The sequence below is a fragment of the Serratia sp. BNK-12 genome (assembly GCF_047456085.1).
In the GTDB taxonomy this organism is placed as follows: Bacteria; Pseudomonadota; Gammaproteobacteria; order Enterobacterales; family Enterobacteriaceae; genus Serratia; species Serratia liquefaciens.
This window is the reverse complement of the sequence record NZ_CP179896.1, coordinates 963,741-983,060: the sequence shown is the minus strand read 5'-3', so window position 1 is coordinate 983,060 and position 19,320 is coordinate 963,741. Positions and strand designations below refer to the sequence as shown.

General features: G+C 56.4%; 17 protein-coding genes. 14 read left to right on the top strand and 3 right to left on the bottom strand.

Going from position 1 to position 19,320, the window contains the following annotated elements:
* The first annotated feature begins 33 nt into the window (after window positions 1-33).
* Entirely contained in the window at window positions 34-1,029 is a 996-nt protein-coding gene (gene proX, locus ACMGG1_RS04385) for a glycine betaine/L-proline ABC transporter substrate-binding protein ProX (RefSeq protein WP_129983350.1), read from the top strand.
* A gap of 50 nt (window positions 1,030-1,079) precedes the next feature.
* A complete protein-coding gene (gene proX / locus ACMGG1_RS04380) occupies window positions 1,080-2,081 on the top strand; it encodes a glycine betaine/L-proline ABC transporter substrate-binding protein ProX (RefSeq protein ID WP_020828313.1) in 1,002 nt (333 codons plus the stop codon).
* Between the two features lie 29 nt (window positions 2,082-2,110).
* Here proX (ACMGG1_RS04380) and ACMGG1_RS04375 read toward each other — a convergent pair whose 3' ends face one another.
* On the bottom strand, window positions 2,111-2,989 hold the full coding sequence (locus tag ACMGG1_RS04375) for a LysR family transcriptional regulator (RefSeq protein ID WP_020828314.1): 879 nt from the start codon (window positions 2,987-2,989) through the stop codon (window positions 2,111-2,113).
* 101 nt (window positions 2,990-3,090) lie between these two features.
* Here ACMGG1_RS04375 and ACMGG1_RS04370 point away from each other — a divergent pair, with 101 nt between their 5' ends.
* The 7 genes from ACMGG1_RS04370 (at window position 3,091) to emrB (ending at window position 10,412) form a co-directional block, all read left to right on the top strand.
* The gene (locus ACMGG1_RS04370) at window positions 3,091-4,290 is read left to right on the top strand and encodes an MFS transporter (protein ID WP_048761032.1); all 1,200 of its coding nucleotides are present in this window, start codon (window positions 3,091-3,093) and stop codon (window positions 4,288-4,290) included.
* Between the two features lie 124 nt (window positions 4,291-4,414).
* Window positions 4,415-5,161, top strand: coding sequence for an AzlC family ABC transporter permease (locus ACMGG1_RS04365; RefSeq protein WP_116691877.1), 747 nt, complete (start codon window positions 4,415-4,417; stop codon window positions 5,159-5,161).
* Window positions 5,151-5,504: an L-valine transporter subunit YgaH gene (gene ygaH / locus ACMGG1_RS04360; RefSeq protein WP_020828317.1), complete on the top strand. Its 354-nt coding sequence runs from the start codon at window positions 5,151-5,153 to the stop codon at window positions 5,502-5,504. Before ACMGG1_RS04365 ends, ygaH begins: the two co-directional genes overlap by 11 nt.
* A 159-nt stretch (window positions 5,505-5,663) precedes the next feature.
* The gene (gene mprA / locus ACMGG1_RS04355; protein ID WP_020828318.1) at window positions 5,664-6,185 is read left to right on the top strand and encodes a transcriptional repressor MprA; all 522 of its coding nucleotides are present in this window, start codon (window positions 5,664-5,666) and stop codon (window positions 6,183-6,185) included.
* A 24-nt stretch (window positions 6,186-6,209) separates the two neighbouring features.
* On the top strand, window positions 6,210-7,661 hold the full coding sequence (locus ACMGG1_RS04350; protein ID WP_116691875.1) for an efflux transporter outer membrane subunit: 1,452 nt from the start codon (window positions 6,210-6,212) through the stop codon (window positions 7,659-7,661).
* A gap of 25 nt (window positions 7,662-7,686) precedes the next feature.
* On the top strand, window positions 7,687-8,859 hold the full coding sequence (emrA, locus tag ACMGG1_RS04345; protein ID WP_046372788.1) for a multidrug efflux MFS transporter periplasmic adaptor subunit EmrA: 1,173 nt from the start codon (window positions 7,687-7,689) through the stop codon (window positions 8,857-8,859).
* 17 nt (window positions 8,860-8,876) lie between these two features.
* Window positions 8,877-10,412: a multidrug efflux MFS transporter permease subunit EmrB gene (emrB, locus tag ACMGG1_RS04340; protein WP_048761023.1), complete on the top strand. Its 1,536-nt coding sequence runs from the start codon at window positions 8,877-8,879 to the stop codon at window positions 10,410-10,412.
* Between the two features lie 72 nt (window positions 10,413-10,484).
* On the opposite strand, the gene ACMGG1_RS04335 is transcribed toward emrB, so the two are convergent.
* On the bottom strand, window positions 10,485-11,585 hold the full coding sequence (locus ACMGG1_RS04335) for a tRNA/rRNA methyltransferase (RefSeq protein ID WP_020828322.1): 1,101 nt from the start codon (window positions 11,583-11,585) through the stop codon (window positions 10,485-10,487).
* Between the two features lie 208 nt (window positions 11,586-11,793).
* Between ACMGG1_RS04335 and trxC the strand changes: the two genes are divergently transcribed.
* From trxC to ACMGG1_RS04310, 5 genes are all read left to right on the top strand, one after another.
* Window positions 11,794-12,213 carry a thioredoxin TrxC gene (trxC, locus tag ACMGG1_RS04330; RefSeq protein ID WP_041414882.1) on the top strand — a complete coding sequence of 140 codons (420 nt, stop codon included), beginning with the start codon at window positions 11,794-11,796 and terminating at the stop codon, window positions 12,211-12,213.
* Between the two features lie 119 nt (window positions 12,214-12,332).
* Window positions 12,333-13,028: a tRNA-uridine aminocarboxypropyltransferase gene (locus ACMGG1_RS04325; RefSeq protein ID WP_409325753.1), complete on the top strand. Its 696-nt coding sequence runs from the start codon at window positions 12,333-12,335 to the stop codon at window positions 13,026-13,028.
* A gap of 169 nt (window positions 13,029-13,197) precedes the next feature.
* Window positions 13,198-15,846 carry a bifunctional acetate--CoA ligase family protein/GNAT family N-acetyltransferase gene (locus ACMGG1_RS04320; RefSeq protein ID WP_122080066.1) on the top strand — a complete coding sequence of 883 codons (2,649 nt, stop codon included), beginning with the start codon at window positions 13,198-13,200 and terminating at the stop codon, window positions 15,844-15,846.
* Between the two features lie 153 nt (window positions 15,847-15,999).
* Window positions 16,000-17,355 carry a CDP-diacylglycerol--serine O-phosphatidyltransferase gene (gene pssA, locus ACMGG1_RS04315; RefSeq protein WP_046372786.1) on the top strand — a complete coding sequence of 452 codons (1,356 nt, stop codon included), beginning with the start codon at window positions 16,000-16,002 and terminating at the stop codon, window positions 17,353-17,355.
* 239 nt (window positions 17,356-17,594) lie between these two features.
* Entirely contained in the window at window positions 17,595-17,927 is a 333-nt protein-coding gene (locus ACMGG1_RS04310; RefSeq protein ID WP_020828327.1) for a YfiM family lipoprotein, read from the top strand.
* A 1-nt stretch (window position 17,928) separates the two neighbouring features.
* On the opposite strand, the gene ACMGG1_RS04305 is transcribed toward ACMGG1_RS04310, so the two are convergent.
* The gene (locus tag ACMGG1_RS04305; protein ID WP_414161170.1) at window positions 17,929-19,239 is read right to left on the bottom strand and encodes an MFS family transporter; all 1,311 of its coding nucleotides are present in this window, start codon (window positions 19,237-19,239) and stop codon (window positions 17,929-17,931) included.
* Window positions 19,240-19,320: the final 81 nt, after the last annotated feature.

Genomic DNA, 19,320 nt, shown 5'->3' with positions numbered 1-19,320 from the left:
ACCGACAGCATTTATAAAAACGAAGGAACCACTATGCGCTCGACAGGAATTTGGGCCCTGGCCCTGACTTCATTGCTAAGCACACAGGCGTTCGCCGTCGAATTACCCGGCAAAGGCGTCACGGTAAAACCGTTGCAAAGCACCCTCGCCGAAGAAAGCTTCCAGACCGAATTGGTCAACCGCGCCCTGGTCAAGCTGGGCTATGACGTCCAGCCTACCGACGAGGTGGAATACAATATCGCCTACACCTCTATCGCTTCCGGCGACGCCACCTACATGGCGGTGAACTGGGATCCGCTGCAAACCGACATGTACCAAAGCGCCGGCGGCGACAAGAAGTTCTATCGCCAGGGTGCCTATATTACCAATGCGGCCCAGGGTTATTTGATCGACAAGAAAACCGCCGATCAATACCACATCAGCGATATCTCCCAGTTAAAAGATCCCAAGCTGGCGAAGTTGTTCGATGCCGACGGCGACGGCAAGGCCGATCTGGCCGGCTGCGAACCGGGCTGGGTGTGCGGCAACGTCATTAACACCCATATCAAAGCCTATGGTCTGAGCAACACAGTGACTCAAAACCAGGGCAATTACTCCGCCATCATCGCCGACACCCTGACTCGCTACAAACAGGGTAAACCGGTGCTGTATTTCACCTGGACGCCGTACTGGGTGAGCGATGAGCTGGCACCGGGTCGTGATGTGGTTTGGTTAACCGTACCGTTCTCCGCCAGCCCAGGTTCGTTGAAAGATAACGATACCGCCTTGCCGAACGGCAAAAATTACGGCTTTTCCGTCAACAACGAACATATCGTCGCCAACAAGCAATGGGCCGAGGCTAACCCGGCCGCCGCCAAACTGTTCGCCATTATGAAACTGCCGCTGGCGGACGTGAACGCGCAGAACCTGCGCATGCACAAAGGCGAGAACAGCGCCGCCGATATACAACGTCACGTAGACGGCTGGATCAAAGCGCATCAGGCCACTTTTGACGGCTGGATCACTACGGCTGCAGCAGCAGCGAAATAATCCCAGGGTGCCGGAAATCCCGGCTTCATAACATAAAAAGGTATTTCACTATGCGCACTACAGGAATCTGGGCGGTTGCCCTTACCACACTGATTAGCTCACAGGCGGTTTCCGCCGCCGACTTGCCCGGTAAAGGCGTCACCGTTCAACCGGTGCAAAGCACCATTTCAGAAGAGACCTTCCAGACGCTACTGGTCAGCAAGGCGCTGGAAAAGCTGGGCTATGACGTTAAAGACACCCGCGAAGTGGACTACAACGTCGCCTACACTTCCATCGCCTCCGGCGACGCGACCTTCCTGGCGGTAAACTGGGATCCACTGCACGCCGATCAATACAAGGCCGCAGGCGGCGACGCCAAGTTTTACCGTGAAGGGGTTTACGTCAACGGGGCGGCTCAGGGGTATCTGATCGACAAGAAAACCGCCGATAAATACCACATCACCAACGTTGAACAGTTGAAAGATCCCAATATTGCCAAGCTGTTCGATACCAATGGCGACGGCAAGGCCGACCTGACCGGCTGTACGCCAGGCTGGGGCTGCGAGGCGGCCATTAACCATCACATCAAAGCCTACGGCCTGGAGAAAACCGTCGAGCACAATCAGGGCAACTACGCGGCGATGATTGCCGATACCATTACTCGCTACAAAGAAGGTAAGCCGGTGCTGTACTACACCTGGACGCCGTACTGGGTGAGTGACGTGCTGGTGCCGGGCCGCGACGTTGTTTGGTTGCAGGTGCCGTTCTCCGCCATGCCGGGCGAGCAGAAAAACCTCGATACCAAGCTGCCTAACGGCGCCAACTATGGTTTCCCGGTCAACACCATGCGCATCGCCGCCAACAAGCAGTGGGCCGAAGCCAACCCGGCGGCCGCCAAGCTGTTTGCCATCATGAAGCTGCCGATTGCCGACGTGAATGCGCAGAACCTGCGGATGCATGAAGGCCAGGCCTCCGAAGCCGATATCCAAAACCATGTAAATGGCTGGATCAAGGCGCATCAGGCCACCTTCGACGGCTGGGTGAAAACCGCCGCGGAAGCCGCGAAGAAATAATCACCCTGGGCGCGGCAGCCTGTCGCGCCCTATTCGCTGATTTCAATCCCGCTAAACTGTAAAAAACGCTCGGCGGTCCGTGGCAGCGGCTGTGGCCAAACGCAGTACACCTGACGCCGTGGACCATCTTCTATCGGAATCGACACCAGCGTGCTCAAGCGCTGCGCCGTCGAAATCGGCACAATGCCCGTCGCCAACCCACGGCGTACCAAATTCTCCAGCCATTCGATATGGTCAATCTCAAAACTGACGTGACGCTTGATGCCTGCCGCCTGAAACGCGCGGTCGGTCTGGCGCCGGGCACCGGTCCCGCTGTAAAAGTCCACCAGCGGCACTTCCGACAAGGTTTGCAAATTCACGCGTTCCCGACTGGCTAACGGGTGTTGTGGTGACACCAACGCCACCAGTGGCTCGTCGGTCAGTTGCCGATGGGACACCGGCAGCATATCGATATCCCCCGGCCAGAGGCCGACAAACGCCACATCGGTCTTTTGCTGACGAACGTCTTCCAACAACTCTTCACTCATGCCCACGTACAGCCGGATATTCACTGCGGGATAATGGCGGTGAAAGTTACCCAATTTTTCGGTCAGATCAATCGCGTTTATGGTGGAAATTGTGCCGATGGTCAGGGTACCGGAAACCGTGCCGCTGGCGGCGACAACCTCTTCCACCAGCATCTGTTTTGCCGCCAGCAGTCGCTGCGCCGGTTGAATAAATGCCTGCCCGGCGGTGGTCAACCTGACCCGGCGCGAAGTACGCTCAAACAATGCACAGCCCAGCTCCTCTTCCAATTTGGCGATCTGGTGGCTGAGCGCCGATTGCACCGTATGACAGCGCTGCGCCGCCCGGGTAAAACTCTGCTCTTCGGCAACCGCCAGCGCAAAACGGATCTGTTTCAGGTTCATTCATTTATCTCTAAATGAGATTAATCAGATGAAAATTATACATTGGTTTAACCCGCTGTCCTGCCCGATACTTGCACCACTTTTTCTTGTGATTGAAACCAATGAGCCAACAAAATTCACCTCCAGGCCTCAGCCCGGCACTGATTGTGCTGATCGCCATCGCCACCGGTTTGGCCGTCGCCAGTAACTACTACGCGCAGCCACTGCTGGAAACCATCGCCCAAAACTTTGGGCTATCGGTCAATCAGGCCGGTTTTATCGTCACCGCCGCCCAAATGGGCTACGCCGTAGGCCTGCTGCTGCTGGTGCCGCTCGGCGATATGTTTGAACGTCGTGGGCTGATCGTGTTTATGACGCTGCTGGCCGCCGGAGGCATGCTGATCACCGCCAGCTCCACCACGCTGCCGATGATGATCCTGGGGACGGCCCTCACCGGGTTGTTCTCGGTAGTGGCGCAAATTTTGGTGCCGTTGGCCGCTACGTTGGCACACCCGGAAAAACGCGGGAAAACCGTTGGCATCATTATGAGCGGCCTGCTGCTCGGCATTCTCTTGGCACGTACCGTAGCGGGTGCACTGGCTTCAATCGGCGGTTGGCGCACCATTTACTGGGTGGCCAGCGTGCTGATGATCCTGATGGCGTTGATCTTGTGGCGCGCGCTGCCACGTTACAAACAGCACTCCGGACTGAATTACCCTCAGTTGCTGAAGTCTATTTTCACCCTGTTTTGCGGTTCACCGCTGCTGCGAACCCGTGCAGTGCTCGGTGCGCTGTCCTTTGCCAACTTCAGCGTGCTCTGGACCTCAATGGCTTTCCTGTTGGCGGCCCCGCCTTTTGGTTATTCCGAAGGGGTCATCGGCCTGTTCGGGCTGGTGGGGGCCGCCGGAGCGTTGGCCGCCTCCCGTGCCGGGCATTTGGCGGATCAGGGCAAGGCGGGATTAACCACTACGGTAGGCCTGGTACTGCTGCTGCTGTCGTGGATACCTATCGCTTTCGCTAAACAATCGCTGTGGGCACTGATCGTCGGTATTCTGATCCTCGATCTGGCCGTGCAGGCCGTACACGTTACCAACCAGAGCGTGATTTATCGCATTATGCCGGAAGCGCGCAATCGCCTGACGGCCGGCTACATGACCAGCTATTTTATCGGCGGCGCTCTGGGTTCGCTGCTGTCTGCCTCAGCCTATCAGCACGCGGGGTGGACAGGGGTCGCTGCAGCAGGGGGCATTTTGTGCCTGTTTAACCTGCTCACCTGGTGGTTGGGCAAGCGTCATGATCCCCAGGGACCGGCGGCCATCTGATTAGCAAGCGAATAGTCATAGCGGAAATTTATTAGCGGCGCAGGGTATAAACATTACTTACTCTCTGGTAATGTTCTGGGGATAAACTATTGGTTCCCTATATACCCTGCGATTCAAATACATTATGCAAAGCCAAGCTGCAGAAAGTATCAATCCCCCAGCCGTCAGTTCCACCTTCACCCACGGCATTGTCGACAGTTTACCGATCGTTATCGGCTATGTGCCGGTGGCTTTTGCGTTTGGCCTTAGCGCCGTTAAGCTGGGGTTCTCCCCGCTAGAGAGCATTTTCTTCTCCTGCATCATCTATGCGGGCGCCAGCCAGTTCGTGATCACCGCCTTGCTAAGCGCCGGTATGTCACTGTGGGTTTCCGCGCTGACCGTGATGGCAATGGATATACGGCACCTGTTGTATGGTCCTGCTTTGCGCCATCGCATCGTCTCGCGCATGTCGGGCGGCAAAACTGCGCTCTGGGCCTTTGGCCTGACTGATGAAGTGTTCGCCGCCGCCACCGCTAAATTGATGCGCAATAACCGCAGTTGGAGCGAGAACTGGATGATCGGCATCTCGCTTTGCTCCTGGCTGTCTTGGGTCGCAGGCACCGCGCTGGGTGCCGTGTTCGGCAATGGGCCACTAGAGCAGTTCCCGGTGATTGAAGCCTCATTATCCTTTATGTTGCCGGCGCTGTTCCTCAGCTTCCTGCTGGCGGCATTCAAACGCCCGCAAAGCCTGACCATCGCCGCCGCGCTGGCCGGTGCGCTGCTTGGCGTAGTGCTGTTCTCTATCCCAGTGGCCATTTTGGCCGGCATCAGCGCCGGTTGTATCGCAGCCCTGTTCCAACCCTCGGCAACGGAGTCCATTGATGAACACTGATGTGCTGGTGATCGGCCTGGTGGTCGGCTGTGCTAATTATCTGTTCCGCTACTTACCCTTGCGTTTGGCGCCTGCGCGGGCACAACCGGGAATCAAACGCGGTAAAACCGCACTGTTGCTCGACAGCATCGGCATCGCCTCAATCTGCGCGTTGCTGGTGGTTTCCAGCACCCCGGTAGTGATGCGTGAACCGGACAAGCTGTGGCCCACTCTGGTCGGTTTCGCCGCGCTGGGCCTGTGTTTTTACCGAACCAAAAGCATCATTTTGTCGACGCTGATTGGCGCGGCATCCTTTGGCATTACATTAAAGTTATTTATGATTTTCAGTCAGGGTAACCTTTAATCTTAGGCAGCACGTCGCATTAACCCTTTTGCTTAAAGTGGGTTTATTGACAATCCGCTGACAAATGACACGAATTGCTAAATTAATCACCCTGCTGAACATTTACATTATTAATCACTATCGTTACTATCTCGGACGAAACTAATGAGGCCCAAAATTATGGAAAGCTCGTTTGCTCCCATTGAACAAATGCTTAATTTCCGCGCCAAGCGTCAGAAAGATTTCCCTTATCAGGAAATCCTGCTGACCCGCCTGTGCATGCACATGCAAAGCAAGCTGCTGGAAAACCGCAATAAAATGCTGAAAGCACAAGGGATTAACGAAACATTGTTTATGGCGCTGATTACCCTGGATGCGCAGGAAAGCCACAGCATTCAGCCTTCTGAGCTAAGCTCTGCCCTGGGCTCGTCACGGACCAATGCCACGCGCATTGCCGACGAACTTGAGAAACGCGGTTGGATTGAACGCCGTGAAAGCGACAACGATCGTCGCTGCCTGCACCTGCACATGACGCCGCAGGGAGAAGAGTTTCTCAATCAATTGCTGCCGCCGCAGCACAAGTGTCTGCATTTCCTGTGGTCCACGCTGAACGATGATGAACAGCAACAGCTTGAAAAGCTGACGCGTAAGCTGTTGACGCGCCTGGACCAGATGGAAGTTACAGAACAGTTATCCCAATAATTTCTGTTCAGGTACATACATACTATGCGATCCCCATTTAACTGGAGATTCACCCCACTGTTCGCCGTATTACTGCTGGCCGGGTGTGCGTCTACCGATAATATTGCCCCGCAATCCACCCTGATGGATCCGCAGGCTCTGCAGCTTGCGCAGCCGAAGGTCAGCTCGTTGAACGTCAGCCCGCAGTGGTGGCGCGCGCTTAACGACCAGCAACTTGACGCGCTGATGACCCAGACGCTGCAAAGCTCCCCTTCGCTGCGACAGGCAGCGGCACGCGTACGCGAAGCACAAAGCGTAATGGGGGAAGCCAGCGCCGCCAACGGGCCGAATCTGGATCTCAACGCCAGCAGCAATCGCCAGAAAGTGCCGCAAAACGTGAACCTGGGGCTGGGGTATCCTCATCAACCGATCTACGAAACCTCCAACTCGCTGGGGCTGAACCTGGCCTATGAATTCGACTGGTGGGGCAAATACCGCAACCAGGTCAACGCCGCCAAGGCACAGGTCGATGCGGCCCGCGCCGAGCAGGAACAGGCCGCGTTGACGCTGACCAGTTCGGTAGCCTCCGCCTATTACCAGTTGCAAAGCAATTTCGCGCTGGAAAAGCTGTTGCAGCAGGAAGTGGACAACAACCAACGCCTGGCGGACTTGCGCCAACAGCAATATAAGGCCGGCATCACCGGCGTTGATGTTCCGCAACAAACCCAGGCGCAAGCCGACGGCGCCAAGCAGCAGATCCTGCAACTGCAATCGCAGATTGAACAACTCAGACACCAACTGGCCGCATTGGCAGGCCAGGGCCCGAACGCCATGCAACACCTGCGCCCGGTGGCCCTTCCCGCCAGCAGTTTGATGGCGCCAAAAGGTGAACTGACCGCCGATCTGCTCGGTAAACGTCCGGATATCGCCGCACAGCGCCAGTTGGTGGAGTCCTATAACCAGCGCGTCAGCGCCGCCCGTAAAGAATTTTACCCCAGCCTGACCATTTCAGCCTTTGCCGGCCTGACCACCACCAACACCAGTGGGACAAGCCCGAATCTGTTTGAAGCGGCCAGCCAGGCCTGGAACGTGATGCCGGCAATTTCATTGCCGATCTTCCACGCCGGTGCGCTGCGCAGCAAGCTGGGTGAGGAGTCCGCGCTGTATGACCAAGCGGTGGAGTCCTATAACCAAACCATCCTGAATGCCGTGCAGGAAACCGCCGATGCCATCACCGTCCAACAAAGCACTGCGCAACAGCAGCTGCAGGCGGCATCTGCGTCCGAATCGATGCAACAGGTGTACCGCGTCGCTAACGCTCGATACCAGGCAGGGATTATCGGGCGCGACCAGTTGTTGACCAGCCAAACGCAGCTTTTGCAGCAGCAGCAGGCGGAACTGAATGCCAGCAGCAATTTGCTGCAGGCGAAGATAGGACTGATCCGTGCGCTGGGCGGTGGCTATCAGGCCCCGGCCGCTACGGGTTCAAAAGCATAATAAAATAGAGAGCTTGGAGAACACCATGAGCGCAAGCGCGGAGACTCAAAACCCGCAGCAACCGGCAGGTAAAAAGAAGCAGCGTAAATTTTGGCTGCTGCTGCTGACGGTTATTTTCATCGTTATTGGGGTGGCATATTTAGTCTATTGGTTCCTGGTGTTACGTCATCATCAGGAAACCGACGACGCCTATGTTTCCGGTAACCAGGTCCAGATCATGGCCCAGGTGAACGGCAGCGTTAACCGCGTCAACTTCGACAATACCGACTATGTGAAACAGGGTGACGTGTTGATTACCCTTGATCCGACCGATGCCGAACAGGCGCTGGAACGCGCCAAAACCGGCCTGGCCAATAGCGTGCGTCAGACCCACCAGCTGATCATCAACAGCAAGCAGTATCAGGCCAATATTGCCCTGCGCAAGTCTGACCTGAGCAAGGCTGAAAACGATCTGAAACGCCGCGTCGTGCTCGGCAGCGTTGATGCTATCGGCCGTGAAGAACTGCAACATGCTCGCGATGCAGTCGACAGCGCCAAGGCGGCGTTGGAAGTGGCGGTGCAGCAATACAACGCTAACCAGGCGATGGTATTGAATACCCCGCTGGAGCAGCAGCCGGCCATTCAACAGGCCGCCGCGCAAATGCGTGACGCCTGGCTGGCATTGCAACGGACCAAAATCATCAGCCCGATCACCGGTTATGTCTCACGCCGCAGCGTACAGGTTGGCGCGCAAATCGCCGCCGGTTCCCCGCTGATGGCAGTGGTGCCAGCCGATCACATCTGGGTTGATGCCAACTTCAAAGAAACCCAAATCGCCAATATGCGTATCGGCCAGTCGGCTACCGTAGTCAGTGACATTTACGGTGATGACGTGGTGTACAACGGTAAAGTGGTCGGTATCGATATGGGTACCGGCAGCGCCTTCTCACTGCTGCCTGCGCAGAACGCCACCGGTAACTGGATCAAGGTGGTTCAGCGTCTGCCGGTACGTATTGAACTGGACGCCAAGCAAATCGCCGATCATCCGCTGCGTATCGGTCTGTCGACCCTGGTTAAAGTTGACACCACCAATCTGGACGGCCGCGTGCTGTCTGACGTGGTGCGCGACAAACCGCTGTACCAAAGCGACGCCCTGGCGTTGAACCTGGCACCGGTTAACCAAATGATCGCCGACGTGATCCATGCGAATGCCGGTTAAGCGCGCGGGAGGCTACCTTGGCACAGAAACCGCTTGAAGGTGCTCAGCTCGCCTGGATGACGGTCGCGCTTGCCCTGGCGACCTTTATGCAGGTGCTGGACTCCACCATTGCCAACGTGGCGATCCCAACGATTGCGGGTAACCTCGGGTCTTCCAACTCGCAGGGAACCTGGGTGATCACCTCGTTTGGCGTGGCGAACGCCATTTCCATCCCGATCACCGGCTGGTTGGCAAAGCGCATCGGTGAAGTGCGGTTGTTCCTTTGGTCCACCGCGCTGTTCGTACTCGCCTCCTGGCTGTGCGGCATTTCCAACAGTCTGGGCATGCTGATCTTCTTCCGCGTGATCCAGGGTGTGGTCGCGGGGCCGTTGATCCCGCTGTCGCAGAGTCTGTTGCTGAACAACTATCCGCCCGCCAAGCGAGCGATGGCCCTGGCACTATGGTCGATGACAGTGATCGTTGCGCCCATTTTCGGGCCTATCCTCGGCGGTTATATCAGTGACAACTATCACTGGGGCTGGATCTTCTTCATCAACATCCCGATCGGTGCCGTGGTGATCCTGGTGGCGATGTCGACGCTGAAAGGCAGGGAAACCAAAACCGAGATCAAACCGATCGATACCGTCGGTCTGGTGCTGCTGATCGTCGGTATAGGATCTTTGCAGGTGATGCTCGATCAGGGCAAGGAGCTCGACTGGTTCAACTCGACCGAGATCATCGTTCTGACGGTGGTGGCGGTGGTGGCGCTGCTGTTCCTGATTGTCTGGGAACTGACGGACGACCACCCGGTGGTGGATTTGTCACTGTTCAAATCGCGCAACTTTACCGTCGGCTGCCTGTGTATCAGCCTGGCCTACATGCTGTACTTCGGCGCCATTGTGCTATTGCCGCAGTTGCTGCAGGAGGTTTATGGCTATACCGCCACCTGGGCAGGGCTGGCTTCGGCGCCCGTCGGGTTGATACCGGTATTGCTGTCGCCGATCATCGGCAAGTTCGGCAACCGGCTCGATATGAGACGATTGGTGACCTTCAGTTTCATTATGTATGCGGTGTGCTTCTACTGGCGCGCCTATACCTTTGAACCGGGAATGGACTTCGGCGCCTCGGCCTGGCCGCAGTTTATTCAGGGCTTCGCCATCGCCTGCTTCTTTATGCCATTGACCACCATTACGCTGTCCGGCCTGCCGCCGGAGCGCATGGCGGCGGCATCGAGCCTGTCGAACTTTACTCGAACACTGGCGGGGTCGATCGGGACATCGATCACCACGACCTTGTGGACCCAGCGAGAATCGCAGCATCACTCGCAGCTGACGGAGTTTGTGAATCCTTACAACCCACAGTCGCAAGAGATGTACCGGCAGTTGGAACAAATTGGCATGAGCAAGCAGCAGGCTTCGGCCTACATCGCCAACGAGATCACCGCGCAGGGGCTGATTATCTCCGCCAACGAGATCTTCTGGCTGTCGGCCGGGGTGTTCCTGGTCCTGCTGGTGCTGGTCTGGGTGGCGAAACCGCCGTTCAGCTCCGGCGGTGGGGGCGGCGGCGCTCACTAAACCAGAGAAAGCAAAACGGGCGCCCAGAGGCGCCCGTTTTTTATTTATACCGTTGCAGCCAGGCGACGGATATTAAGCCTGGTTTTGACGCCACCAATCGGCCAGCAAAATGCCGGTCGCGACTGATACGTTCAGGCTTTCTACCTTGCCTGTACCGCCGATAGACACGTTCATATCACCCTGCTGCCAGGCGCTGTCGCTCAGGCCATCACGCTCCTGCCCCAACACCAGCACCATTTTGGCCGGCAGCTTAGCCTGTGCCAATGGGGTGCCTTTATGGCTAGAAGTGGTCACGATGGCGTAACCGGCCTTGCGGAAAGTATCCAGCACCGACAGGAAGTCATCTGCGCTGATCGCCTTGATGTGTTCCGCGCCGCCTTCTGCGGTACGTACCGCCGCACCGGACTCCAGCAATGCCGGATCCTGCAACAGAACGCCATTCACGCCAAAGTGTGCGCAAGAACGGACGATAGCGCCCAGGTTGTGCGGGTTGCCCACCTCTTCCAATGCCAGCACGCAGTCCTTCGCCGGTGCTTCTTTCAGATAGGTTTGCGCATCCAGGCCCTGACGTTTTTTGATCAGGAAGCATACGCCGCCGTGGTGCTCGGTGCCGGACGCTTTGGCCAGTTCTTCTTCATCTACCACGTGGTAGGCTTTGCGGTTGGCTGCCATCCAGCGCAGCGCTTCACGAAAACGCGGCGTGACCGACTGCACGAACCAGGCGCGGACGATCGCGTCCGGACGGCTGGCAAACAGCGCTTGACAGGCGTTTTCACCGTACACGCGGGTTTCTTCCGCACGCTGGCGACGCAGTTGCTCTGGATCGATAAAGCTTTTGCCGCTGATGCCACCGTGATCGAACGCCGGCTCTTCTTCCGGACCACGAGACACGGTTTTCCATGGCGAATCATAACCGCCACGGTCTTCAGTACGCGCTGGACGGCGAGGACGATCGCTTTCACTGCGGCGGGAATCAGAGCCAGAGCCACGGCGATCGTTGTTACCGCGCGGCTTGTCCTGACCGGTACGGCCCGAAGAGCGAGCACCGTCTGCCGGACGGCCTTTGCCGGCCGGACGCTTATTCTTGTTACGGTCGTCGCCGTTACTGTCGTCGTCACTGCGGACGTACATCACTTTAACTTTACCGTTCTTGCCACTAAATGAATCGTTCATTTTCTTCTCCACCAACGCGCAGGGCGCGAAGATTACCTGATGTTGGGGTGCTAAGCCACCTACTTGCGCTAAAAGCTAACAACTATCGTATTCATTGAACAAACCTCTTTGTTCATTGACGCGCTTTTAACGATAATAAGCAGCATTAAAGATACATCTCCGCAACCCGAATGCGGTATGTCGTGCTTTCCCAGTATCCGAGGTCATCATGAATACAGTTTGTCCCGCTTGTAATGCCACCAACCGCGTACCTGAAGATCGTGTGGCTGACGGCGCAAAATGCGGCCGTTGCGGCCATGCGCTTTTTGACGGTGAAGTGATCAATGCCACCGCCGCGACACTGGACGCGCTGCTGCAGGATGGCCTGCCGGTGGTGGTCGACTTTTGGGCACCGTGGTGTGGCCCTTGCGTCAGCTTTGCGCCGATCTTCGAAGACGTTGCCGAAGAGCGCGCCGGTAAAGTCCGCTTCGTAAAAGTGAATACCGAGGCTGAACCGGAACTGAGCGCCCGTTTCCGCATCCGCAGCATCCCGACCATTATGCTCTTCCGCGACGGAAAAATGGTCGACATGCTCAATGGCGCCATGCCGAAAACGCCGTTTGATAACTGGCTCAATGAACTAGTTTAACGCAGAAAGTCCAGGCGGTGTTGCCCATTGTCAATGACACCGCCGCATTTCAAACCGGCCCGAACGCTCCCGTCGGGCTTTTTTCTGCGTTACAATGGCGTTTTTTCCCCGGGATCTTTATGACCGACAACGCCGTACTTCGCCTGCGCCAGTTTCGCCTGGAACGATCAACCCGCCCTTTTCTGGCGCGTGGCAACCGCATTACGCGTTGTCAGAGGTGTCTGCTGCCACAAAAAAACTGCCTGTGTGACACTATCCAGCCGCAGCCGGCCGCCAGTCGTTTTTGCCTGATCATGTTTGGCGCAGAACCGCTCAAACCAAGCAATACCGGCAGATTGATCGCCGATATTCTGCCGGACACCCAGGCGTTTCTTTGGTCACGTACCGAGGTTGACCCTGGCCTGCTGGCGGCGATTAACGATCCCGAACGTCAGCCTTACGTGGTGTTTCCCGCATCTTATGCCGCCCCTGAACGACCGGTATTCAGCGAACTGCCCGTCGGTGGCAAACCGCCGCTGTTTATTATGCTCGATGGCACCTGGACCGAGGCGAGCAAGATGTTCCGCAAAAGCCCGTACCTCAATCAGTTTCCGGTGTTTTCGCTCAATGTTACCGCTGCCTCAAATTACCAACTGCGTGAAGCCAGCCGCACCGAGCAGCACTGCACCGCGGAAGTGGCGACAGCGCTGTTGCAACAGGCCGGTGATACCGCCGCGGCCGACGGCCTGGCTGAGCATTTTCGCTACTTCCGTCAACAGTATCTGGCAGGGAAACCTACTCGCCCGGAGGCACCGGTCACAGCAAAGCCGTTGTAAAACGCCTAGAATCAAGGCGGTAATGTTGCCTATAGCCAATAGCATTCGAAAGACAGGTAGGCGGCAACTGAACGCATCCCAGGGAGCTTAGTTAACTAAGTGACCAGGGTGAGAGAGGGCAGCCAACACCCCTGTCTTTTGAAGGATAACGGATATAAAGGAGCCGTGCATGAGCCAGCGAGGGTTAGAAGCGCTTTTACGTCCTAAATCGATTGCCGTTCTCGGCGCTTCACAGCAGCCTGGCCGCGCCGGCAACCTGATGATGAGCAACCTGCTGGCCGGCGGCTTCAACGGGCCGGTCATGCCCGTCACGCCGCGTTATAAGGCGGTATGCGGAGTCATGGCCTACCCGGACGTCGCCAGCCTGCCGCTCAGCCCCGATCTGGCCATACTGTGTACCCATGCGCATCGCAATCTGGCCTTGATTGAGGATTTGGGCAAACGCGGCTGCAAAACGGCCATTGTGCTCTCCTCGCCGCCAGAACAGTTCGCCGAGCTGAAAGCCTGCGCGCAGCGTTATTCGATGCGCCTGCTGGGGCCGAACAGCCTGGGCCTGCTGGCCCCCTGGCAAGGCATCAACGCCAGTTTCTCGCCGGTACCGATCCTGAAGGGCAAGCTGGCGTTTATTTCCCAGTCCGCCGCGGTGGCCAATACCATTCTCGACTGGGCACAGCAACGCGAAGTCGGCTTTTCCTATTTTATCGCGCTGGGCGACAGCCTGGATATTGACGTCGACGACCTGCTGGATTTTCTGGCGCGCGACAGTAAAACCAGCGCCATCCTGCTGTATCTGGAAAACATCAGCGATGCGCGCCGCTTTTTATCTGCCTCGCGCAGTGCTTCGCGCAACAAACCCATTCTGGTAGTCAAAAGCGGACGCAGTCAGCAGGCCCAGCTGTTGCTAAACAGTCAGCAGGGGCTGGATGCCGCTTACGATGCCGCAATCCAACGCGCCGGTTTACTGCGCGTACAGGATACCCACGAGCTGTTCTCGGCAGTGGAAACGCTGAGCCATATGCATCCGTTGCGCGGAGAGCGGTTGATGATCGTCAGCAACGGTGCGGCACCGGCGGCAATGGCGTTGGACGAACTGCTGGGACGCAACGGCAAGCTGGCGCCGCTGGGAGACGAGATCCTGGCGCAGTTGGGTGACGCCTTGCCCGACTTTATACGCGCCGGCAACCCGATTGACCTGCGAGACGATGCAACACCGCAGCGCTATCTGGCGGCGGTCAAGACCCTGCTCGACAGCCACGACTACGACGCTTTATTGCTGATCCACGCACCTAGCGCGGCAGCCCCAGGCACCCTGACCGCCGAACGTATTATCGAGGCCGTGCGTCAGCACCCGCGTGGCAAACGCGTGACTTTGCTGACCAACTGGTGCGGCGAGTACTCTTCGCAAGAAGCCCGCCGGTTATTTACCGAAGCCGGTATTCCCACCTACCGAACGCCGGAAGGTGCAGTAACCGCGTTTATGCATATGGTGGAATATCGCCGTAATCAGAAACAGCTTAAAGAAACCCCGGCGCTTCCGGTCGGTTTGACGGCCAACACCGCCGACGCTCACCGATTGATTCAGCAGGCGCTGGCGGAAGGCGCAACGCAGCTCGATACCCACGAGGTACAGTCGATTCTAAAGGCCTATGACCTGACGACGCTGCCTACCTGGATTGCCGAAGACAGCGCCGAAGCCGTGCATATTGCCGAGCAAATTGGCTATCCGGTGGCCCTGAAGCTGCGCTCCCCCGATATTCCGCACAAGTCTGAAGTTCAGGGTGTAATGCTCTATTTGCGCACCGCTACCGAGGTACAACGCGCCGCTGAGGCAATTCTCGACCGCGTTAAACGTACCTATCCACAAGCGCGCATTCACGGCCTGCTGGTTCAGAGCATGGCCAACCGCGCCGGAGCGCAGGAGCTTCGTATCGCGGTGGAGCAAGATGCCATTTTCGGCCCGCTGATCATGCTGGGTGAAGGCGGTATCGAATGGCGCCAGGAAAATCAGGTCGCCGTAGCGCTGCCGCCGCTGAATATGGCGCTGGCACGTTATCTGGTATTGCAGGCGGTGAAAGGCGGAAAAATTCGCGGCCGCAGCGCTTTACGACCGCTGGATATCCCTGGACTGAGCCGCTTGCTGGTGCAGGTGTCCAATCTGATCCTCGACTGCCCGGAAATTACCCGTCTGGATATCCACCCGGTTCTGGCCTCTGGCAGCGAATTCACCCTGCTCGACGTTTCCATGCAGCTTGCTCCGTTCGAAGGTGATCCGCAGGCACGGCTGGCGATCCGTCCTTACCCTCATGAGCTGGAAGAAACCATCGGATTGAAAGACGGCTCGCAATGCCTGTTCAGGCCAATCCTGCCAGAAGATGAACCCGCGCTGAAACACTTTATCGATCGCGTGACCAAGGAAGATCTCTACTATCGCTACTTCAGTGAGATCAACGAGTTTACCCATGACGATTTGGCTAACATGACGCAGATCGACTACGATCGGGAGATGGCTTTTGTCGCGGTGCGGGATGACCAAATCATTGGCGTAACACGAGCCCTCTCCGACCCGGATAATACCGACGCGGAATTTGCCGTGCTGGTGCGTTCAGATCTGAAAGGGCTCGGTCTGGGGCGTCAACTGTTGGAAAAAATGATTGCCTATGCCCGCGCCCACGGGTTGGCCCGCCTGACCGGCATCACCATGCCTAATAACCGCGGAATGATAGCGCTGGCGCAACGGCTGGGCTTTGGCATCGATGTGCAGCTTGAGGACGGTATCGTCAATTTGACCCTGCCGCTGCAGGCGGAAGAAGCGCAGTGACCTGTGTCGCAATGCGCTACGAATCCACCACTTAACGCCAAAACATACGCACAATCGGGACAACTAGTGGTATTATCGCCCGATTATTCGATTTACTGTTTTCCCGTATTTGGCGTTCCGGCCATCTAATCATGAGAGAAGAAGCGCACTGTGATGTTGTCAAAATTTAAACGTAGCAAACATCAACAACACCTTGCACAACTGCCCAAACTCCCCCAGACGGTAGCTGATGTACGTACTTTGTACACACCGTCTGATTACCGTGCCACGCTGCTGGAATTGATCGCTAACGCCACCCAACGCATTTATCTGGTCGCTCTGTATCTGGAGCATGACGACGCCGGACGCGATATTCTCAACGCGCTTTATCAAGCCAAGCAGCGGTGCCCGGCGCTGGAGATTTGCATTCTGGTCGACTGGCATCGTGCCCAGCGTGGACGCATCGGCGCCGCGGCCGCCAATACCAACGCCGATTGGTATTGCTCAATGGCAGACCAGCACCCAGAGCTTTCCGTGCCAATCTACGGCGTGCCGGTGAATACCCGCGAAGCCCTGGGCGTGTTGCACCTGAAAGGTTTTGTGATCGACGATACCGTGGTTTACAGCGGTGCCAGCATCAATGACGTTTACCTGCATCAGCATGAGAAATACCGCTACGATCGTTACCAGTTGATCACCAATGGCGAATTGGCCAATACCATGATCGATTACATCAAGCAGCACCTGCTGACCGCCGGTGCCGTGCAACGTTTGGATCGTGACGATCGTCCCAAGAGCCCGGAGATCAAAAACGAAACTCGCTTATTTCGTTTCGGTCTGCGCCGAGCCGGTTATCAGTTTCGCAACCAGGCGGGCAACGATGAGCTGGCGGTAACGCCGCTGGTTGGGCTGGGTAAGCAAAGCGTGTTGAATAAAACCATTCACCATCTGATGTCCTGTGCCGATCAGAAACTGACGCTGTGCACCCCTTACTTCAACCTGCCGGCCCTGCTGGTGCGCAATATCATCTATCTGCTGCGCCAGGGCAAACAGGTGGAAATTATTGTGGGCGACAAAACCGCCAATGATTTCTATATTCCGGAAGATCAGCCGTTCAAAATTATCGGCGCCCTGCCTTATCTGTACGAAATCAACCTGCGACGCTTTCTCAGCCGCTTGCAGCGCTATGTCGATACCGGCCAACTGATTGTTCGCCTGTGGAAAGACGGCGATAACAGCTACCACCTGAAAGGCATGTGGGTCGATGACGAATGGCAGTTGATTACCGGTAATAACCTCAATCCGCGCGCCTGGCGGCTGGATCTGGAAAATGCCATTCTGATCCACGATCCCAAGCAGGAGATGCGTGAGCAACGGCATAAAGAGCTGGAGTGCATCCGCACTCACACCACCGTCGTGGGGAACTACCTGGAACTGCAAAGCATCCAGCAGTACCCGATCAAAGTGCGCAAGTTGATCCGCCGTCTGCGCCGTATCCGTATTGACCGGTTGATTAGCCGTATACTGTAATCCCGCTATAATTTAGCTATCGCAGACCCCGGCCTATGCCGGGGTCAGATTGTTGACAAAGGGGGATAAAAGCGTGGTTTTTCCCCCTTTGTGTCATCAGCCGAAAATCAATAAATTGATTTTCCTGATTTATTTTCAAAACCTTTAGCGCCTGCTGACAAACATTATATGTTTTTCAGCAGTCTCACCCCGGCCTATGCCGGGGTTTTTATGTGTCATGACAACAGGATGTTTTCATTATGCGCCCACTCCGCTGCCTGGCCGTGCTCCCCTTTCTATTGCTCACCAGCGGCTGTACCCACCTGGCAAATGACAGCTGGACCGGGAAAGACAAGGCACAACACTTTGTCGCCTCTGCGGCTTTCGCTGCCGCCGGTGCGGCTTATGGCGATCATCAAAACTGGAATGAGGCACGCAGCCGCAGCTTTGGCCTGATGTTTTCAATCGGGCTCGGCGCCGCCAAAGAACTGTATGACAGTCGCGAAGGCGGCACCGGCTGGAGTTGGAAAGATTTTGCCTGGGATGTCGCGGGAGCAGCGACCGGCTATAGCCTTTACCACGCAACCCGCTGATTCACAGCTGGATCTCTTTCCCTTTGCGGTGCAAGCGAAGAGAAACGATCAGCGCCAGCAGACACATGCCGGAAACATACCAGAAGAAGGCATTCTCGAAGCCAAACGACTTCAGCGACAGTGCAACATATTCCGCCGACCCGCCAAACATCGCATTAGCCACCGCATAAGACAGGCCAACGCCTAACGCACGCACCTCCGGCGGGAACATTTCAGCCTTCAGCAGCCCGCTGATCGAGGTATAAAAACTGACGATAAATAACGCCAGCACAATCAGACCGAAGGCCGCATAAGGGTTGCTGACATTTTTCAGCGTCAGCAAGATAGGCACGGTCAGCGAGGTCGCCAACGAGGCAAAGATCAGCATTGAACTGCGGCGACCGATCTTGTCTGACAATGCCCCGACCAAGGGCTGCAGCAGCATGTAGATAAAGAGTGCAGCGGTCATAATGCCGCTGGCCAGCTTGGCGTCCATCCCGGAAGTATTGACCAGATACTTTTGCATATAGGTCGTGAAAGTATAAAAACTCAGCGAACCACCGGCGGTAAAGCCCAACACCATCAGGAAGGCTTTACGGTTTTTCCACAGCCCCTTCAGTGAACCCGCATCTTTATGGTTACGGGTTTTGGCATCGGAGGTTTCATTCAGCGACCGACGCAGATATAACGCCACTACCGCCAATACCGCGCCAATCGCAAAGGGAATACGCCAGCCCCAAGCCTTTAGTTCCTCTGCGGAGAGGATTTGCTGCAGAGCCACCAGAACCAGCAACGCCAACAGTTGGCCACCAATCAGCGTGACATACTGGAAAGAAGCATAGAAACCACGTCGCCCTTTTATTGCCACCTCGCTCATATAGGTGGCGCTGGTACCGTACTCACCGCCGACCGACAGGCCCTGGAACAGACGCGCAACCAACAGTAGCACCGGAGCCCAACTTCCGATCGACTCATAGGTCGGTAAACAGGCGATCACCAGCGATCCTGCACACATCATGCAAACAGAGATCAGCATCGAGTTTTTGCGACCATGCTTATCGGCAATATAACCGAACAACCAGCCGCCGATCGGGCGCATGAAGAAACCGGCGGCGAACACACCGGCAGTTTGTAGCAATTGGGTGGTGCTGTTACCGGCGGGGAAAAATGAAGCGGCAAAGTAGATAGAACAGAAGGAATAGACGTAAAAATCAAACCACTCCACCAGGTTACCCGATGAAGCGCCAACAATAGCGAAAATGCGTTTCTTTTTGTCCTGCACTGCCGAATCGACGGTATTTCCATCCTCAATGGCCGAGGTTGTTTCTGTCATTTTCTATTCTCCGAGCCAGATAAAGCGTGAAGTCGGCGTCCCGCCGTTTAAATGTAACTCAATTGTTAATATTGAGTTAAC

Coding starts and splice junctions, on each gene's coding strand:
- proX (WP_129983350.1), top strand. CDS start 34: ATGCGCTCGACAGGAATTTGGGCCCTGGCCCTGACTTCATTGCTAAGC.
- proX (WP_020828313.1), top strand. CDS start 1,080: ATGCGCACTACAGGAATCTGGGCGGTTGCCCTTACCACACTGATTAGC.
- ACMGG1_RS04375 (WP_020828314.1), bottom strand. CDS start 2,989: ATGAACCTGAAACAGATCCGTTTTGCGCTGGCGGTTGCCGAAGAGCAG.
- ACMGG1_RS04370 (WP_048761032.1), top strand. CDS start 3,091: ATGAGCCAACAAAATTCACCTCCAGGCCTCAGCCCGGCACTGATTGTG.
- ACMGG1_RS04365 (WP_116691877.1), top strand. CDS start 4,415: ATGCAAAGCCAAGCTGCAGAAAGTATCAATCCCCCAGCCGTCAGTTCC.
- ygaH (WP_020828317.1), top strand. CDS start 5,151: ATGAACACTGATGTGCTGGTGATCGGCCTGGTGGTCGGCTGTGCTAAT.
- mprA (WP_020828318.1), top strand. CDS start 5,664: ATGGAAAGCTCGTTTGCTCCCATTGAACAAATGCTTAATTTCCGCGCC.
- ACMGG1_RS04350 (WP_116691875.1), top strand. CDS start 6,210: ATGCGATCCCCATTTAACTGGAGATTCACCCCACTGTTCGCCGTATTA.
- emrA (WP_046372788.1), top strand. CDS start 7,687: ATGAGCGCAAGCGCGGAGACTCAAAACCCGCAGCAACCGGCAGGTAAA.
- ACMGG1_RS04335 (WP_020828322.1), bottom strand. CDS start 11,585: ATGAACGATTCATTTAGTGGCAAGAACGGTAAAGTTAAAGTGATGTAC.
- trxC (WP_041414882.1), top strand. CDS start 11,794: ATGAATACAGTTTGTCCCGCTTGTAATGCCACCAACCGCGTACCTGAA.
- ACMGG1_RS04325 (WP_409325753.1), top strand. CDS start 12,333: ATGACCGACAACGCCGTACTTCGCCTGCGCCAGTTTCGCCTGGAACGA.
- ACMGG1_RS04320 (WP_122080066.1), top strand. CDS start 13,198: ATGAGCCAGCGAGGGTTAGAAGCGCTTTTACGTCCTAAATCGATTGCC.
- pssA (WP_046372786.1), top strand. CDS start 16,000: ATGTTGTCAAAATTTAAACGTAGCAAACATCAACAACACCTTGCACAA.
- ACMGG1_RS04310 (WP_020828327.1), top strand. CDS start 17,595: ATGCGCCCACTCCGCTGCCTGGCCGTGCTCCCCTTTCTATTGCTCACC.
- ACMGG1_RS04305 (WP_414161170.1), bottom strand. CDS start 19,239: ATGACAGAAACAACCTCGGCCATTGAGGATGGAAATACCGTCGATTCG.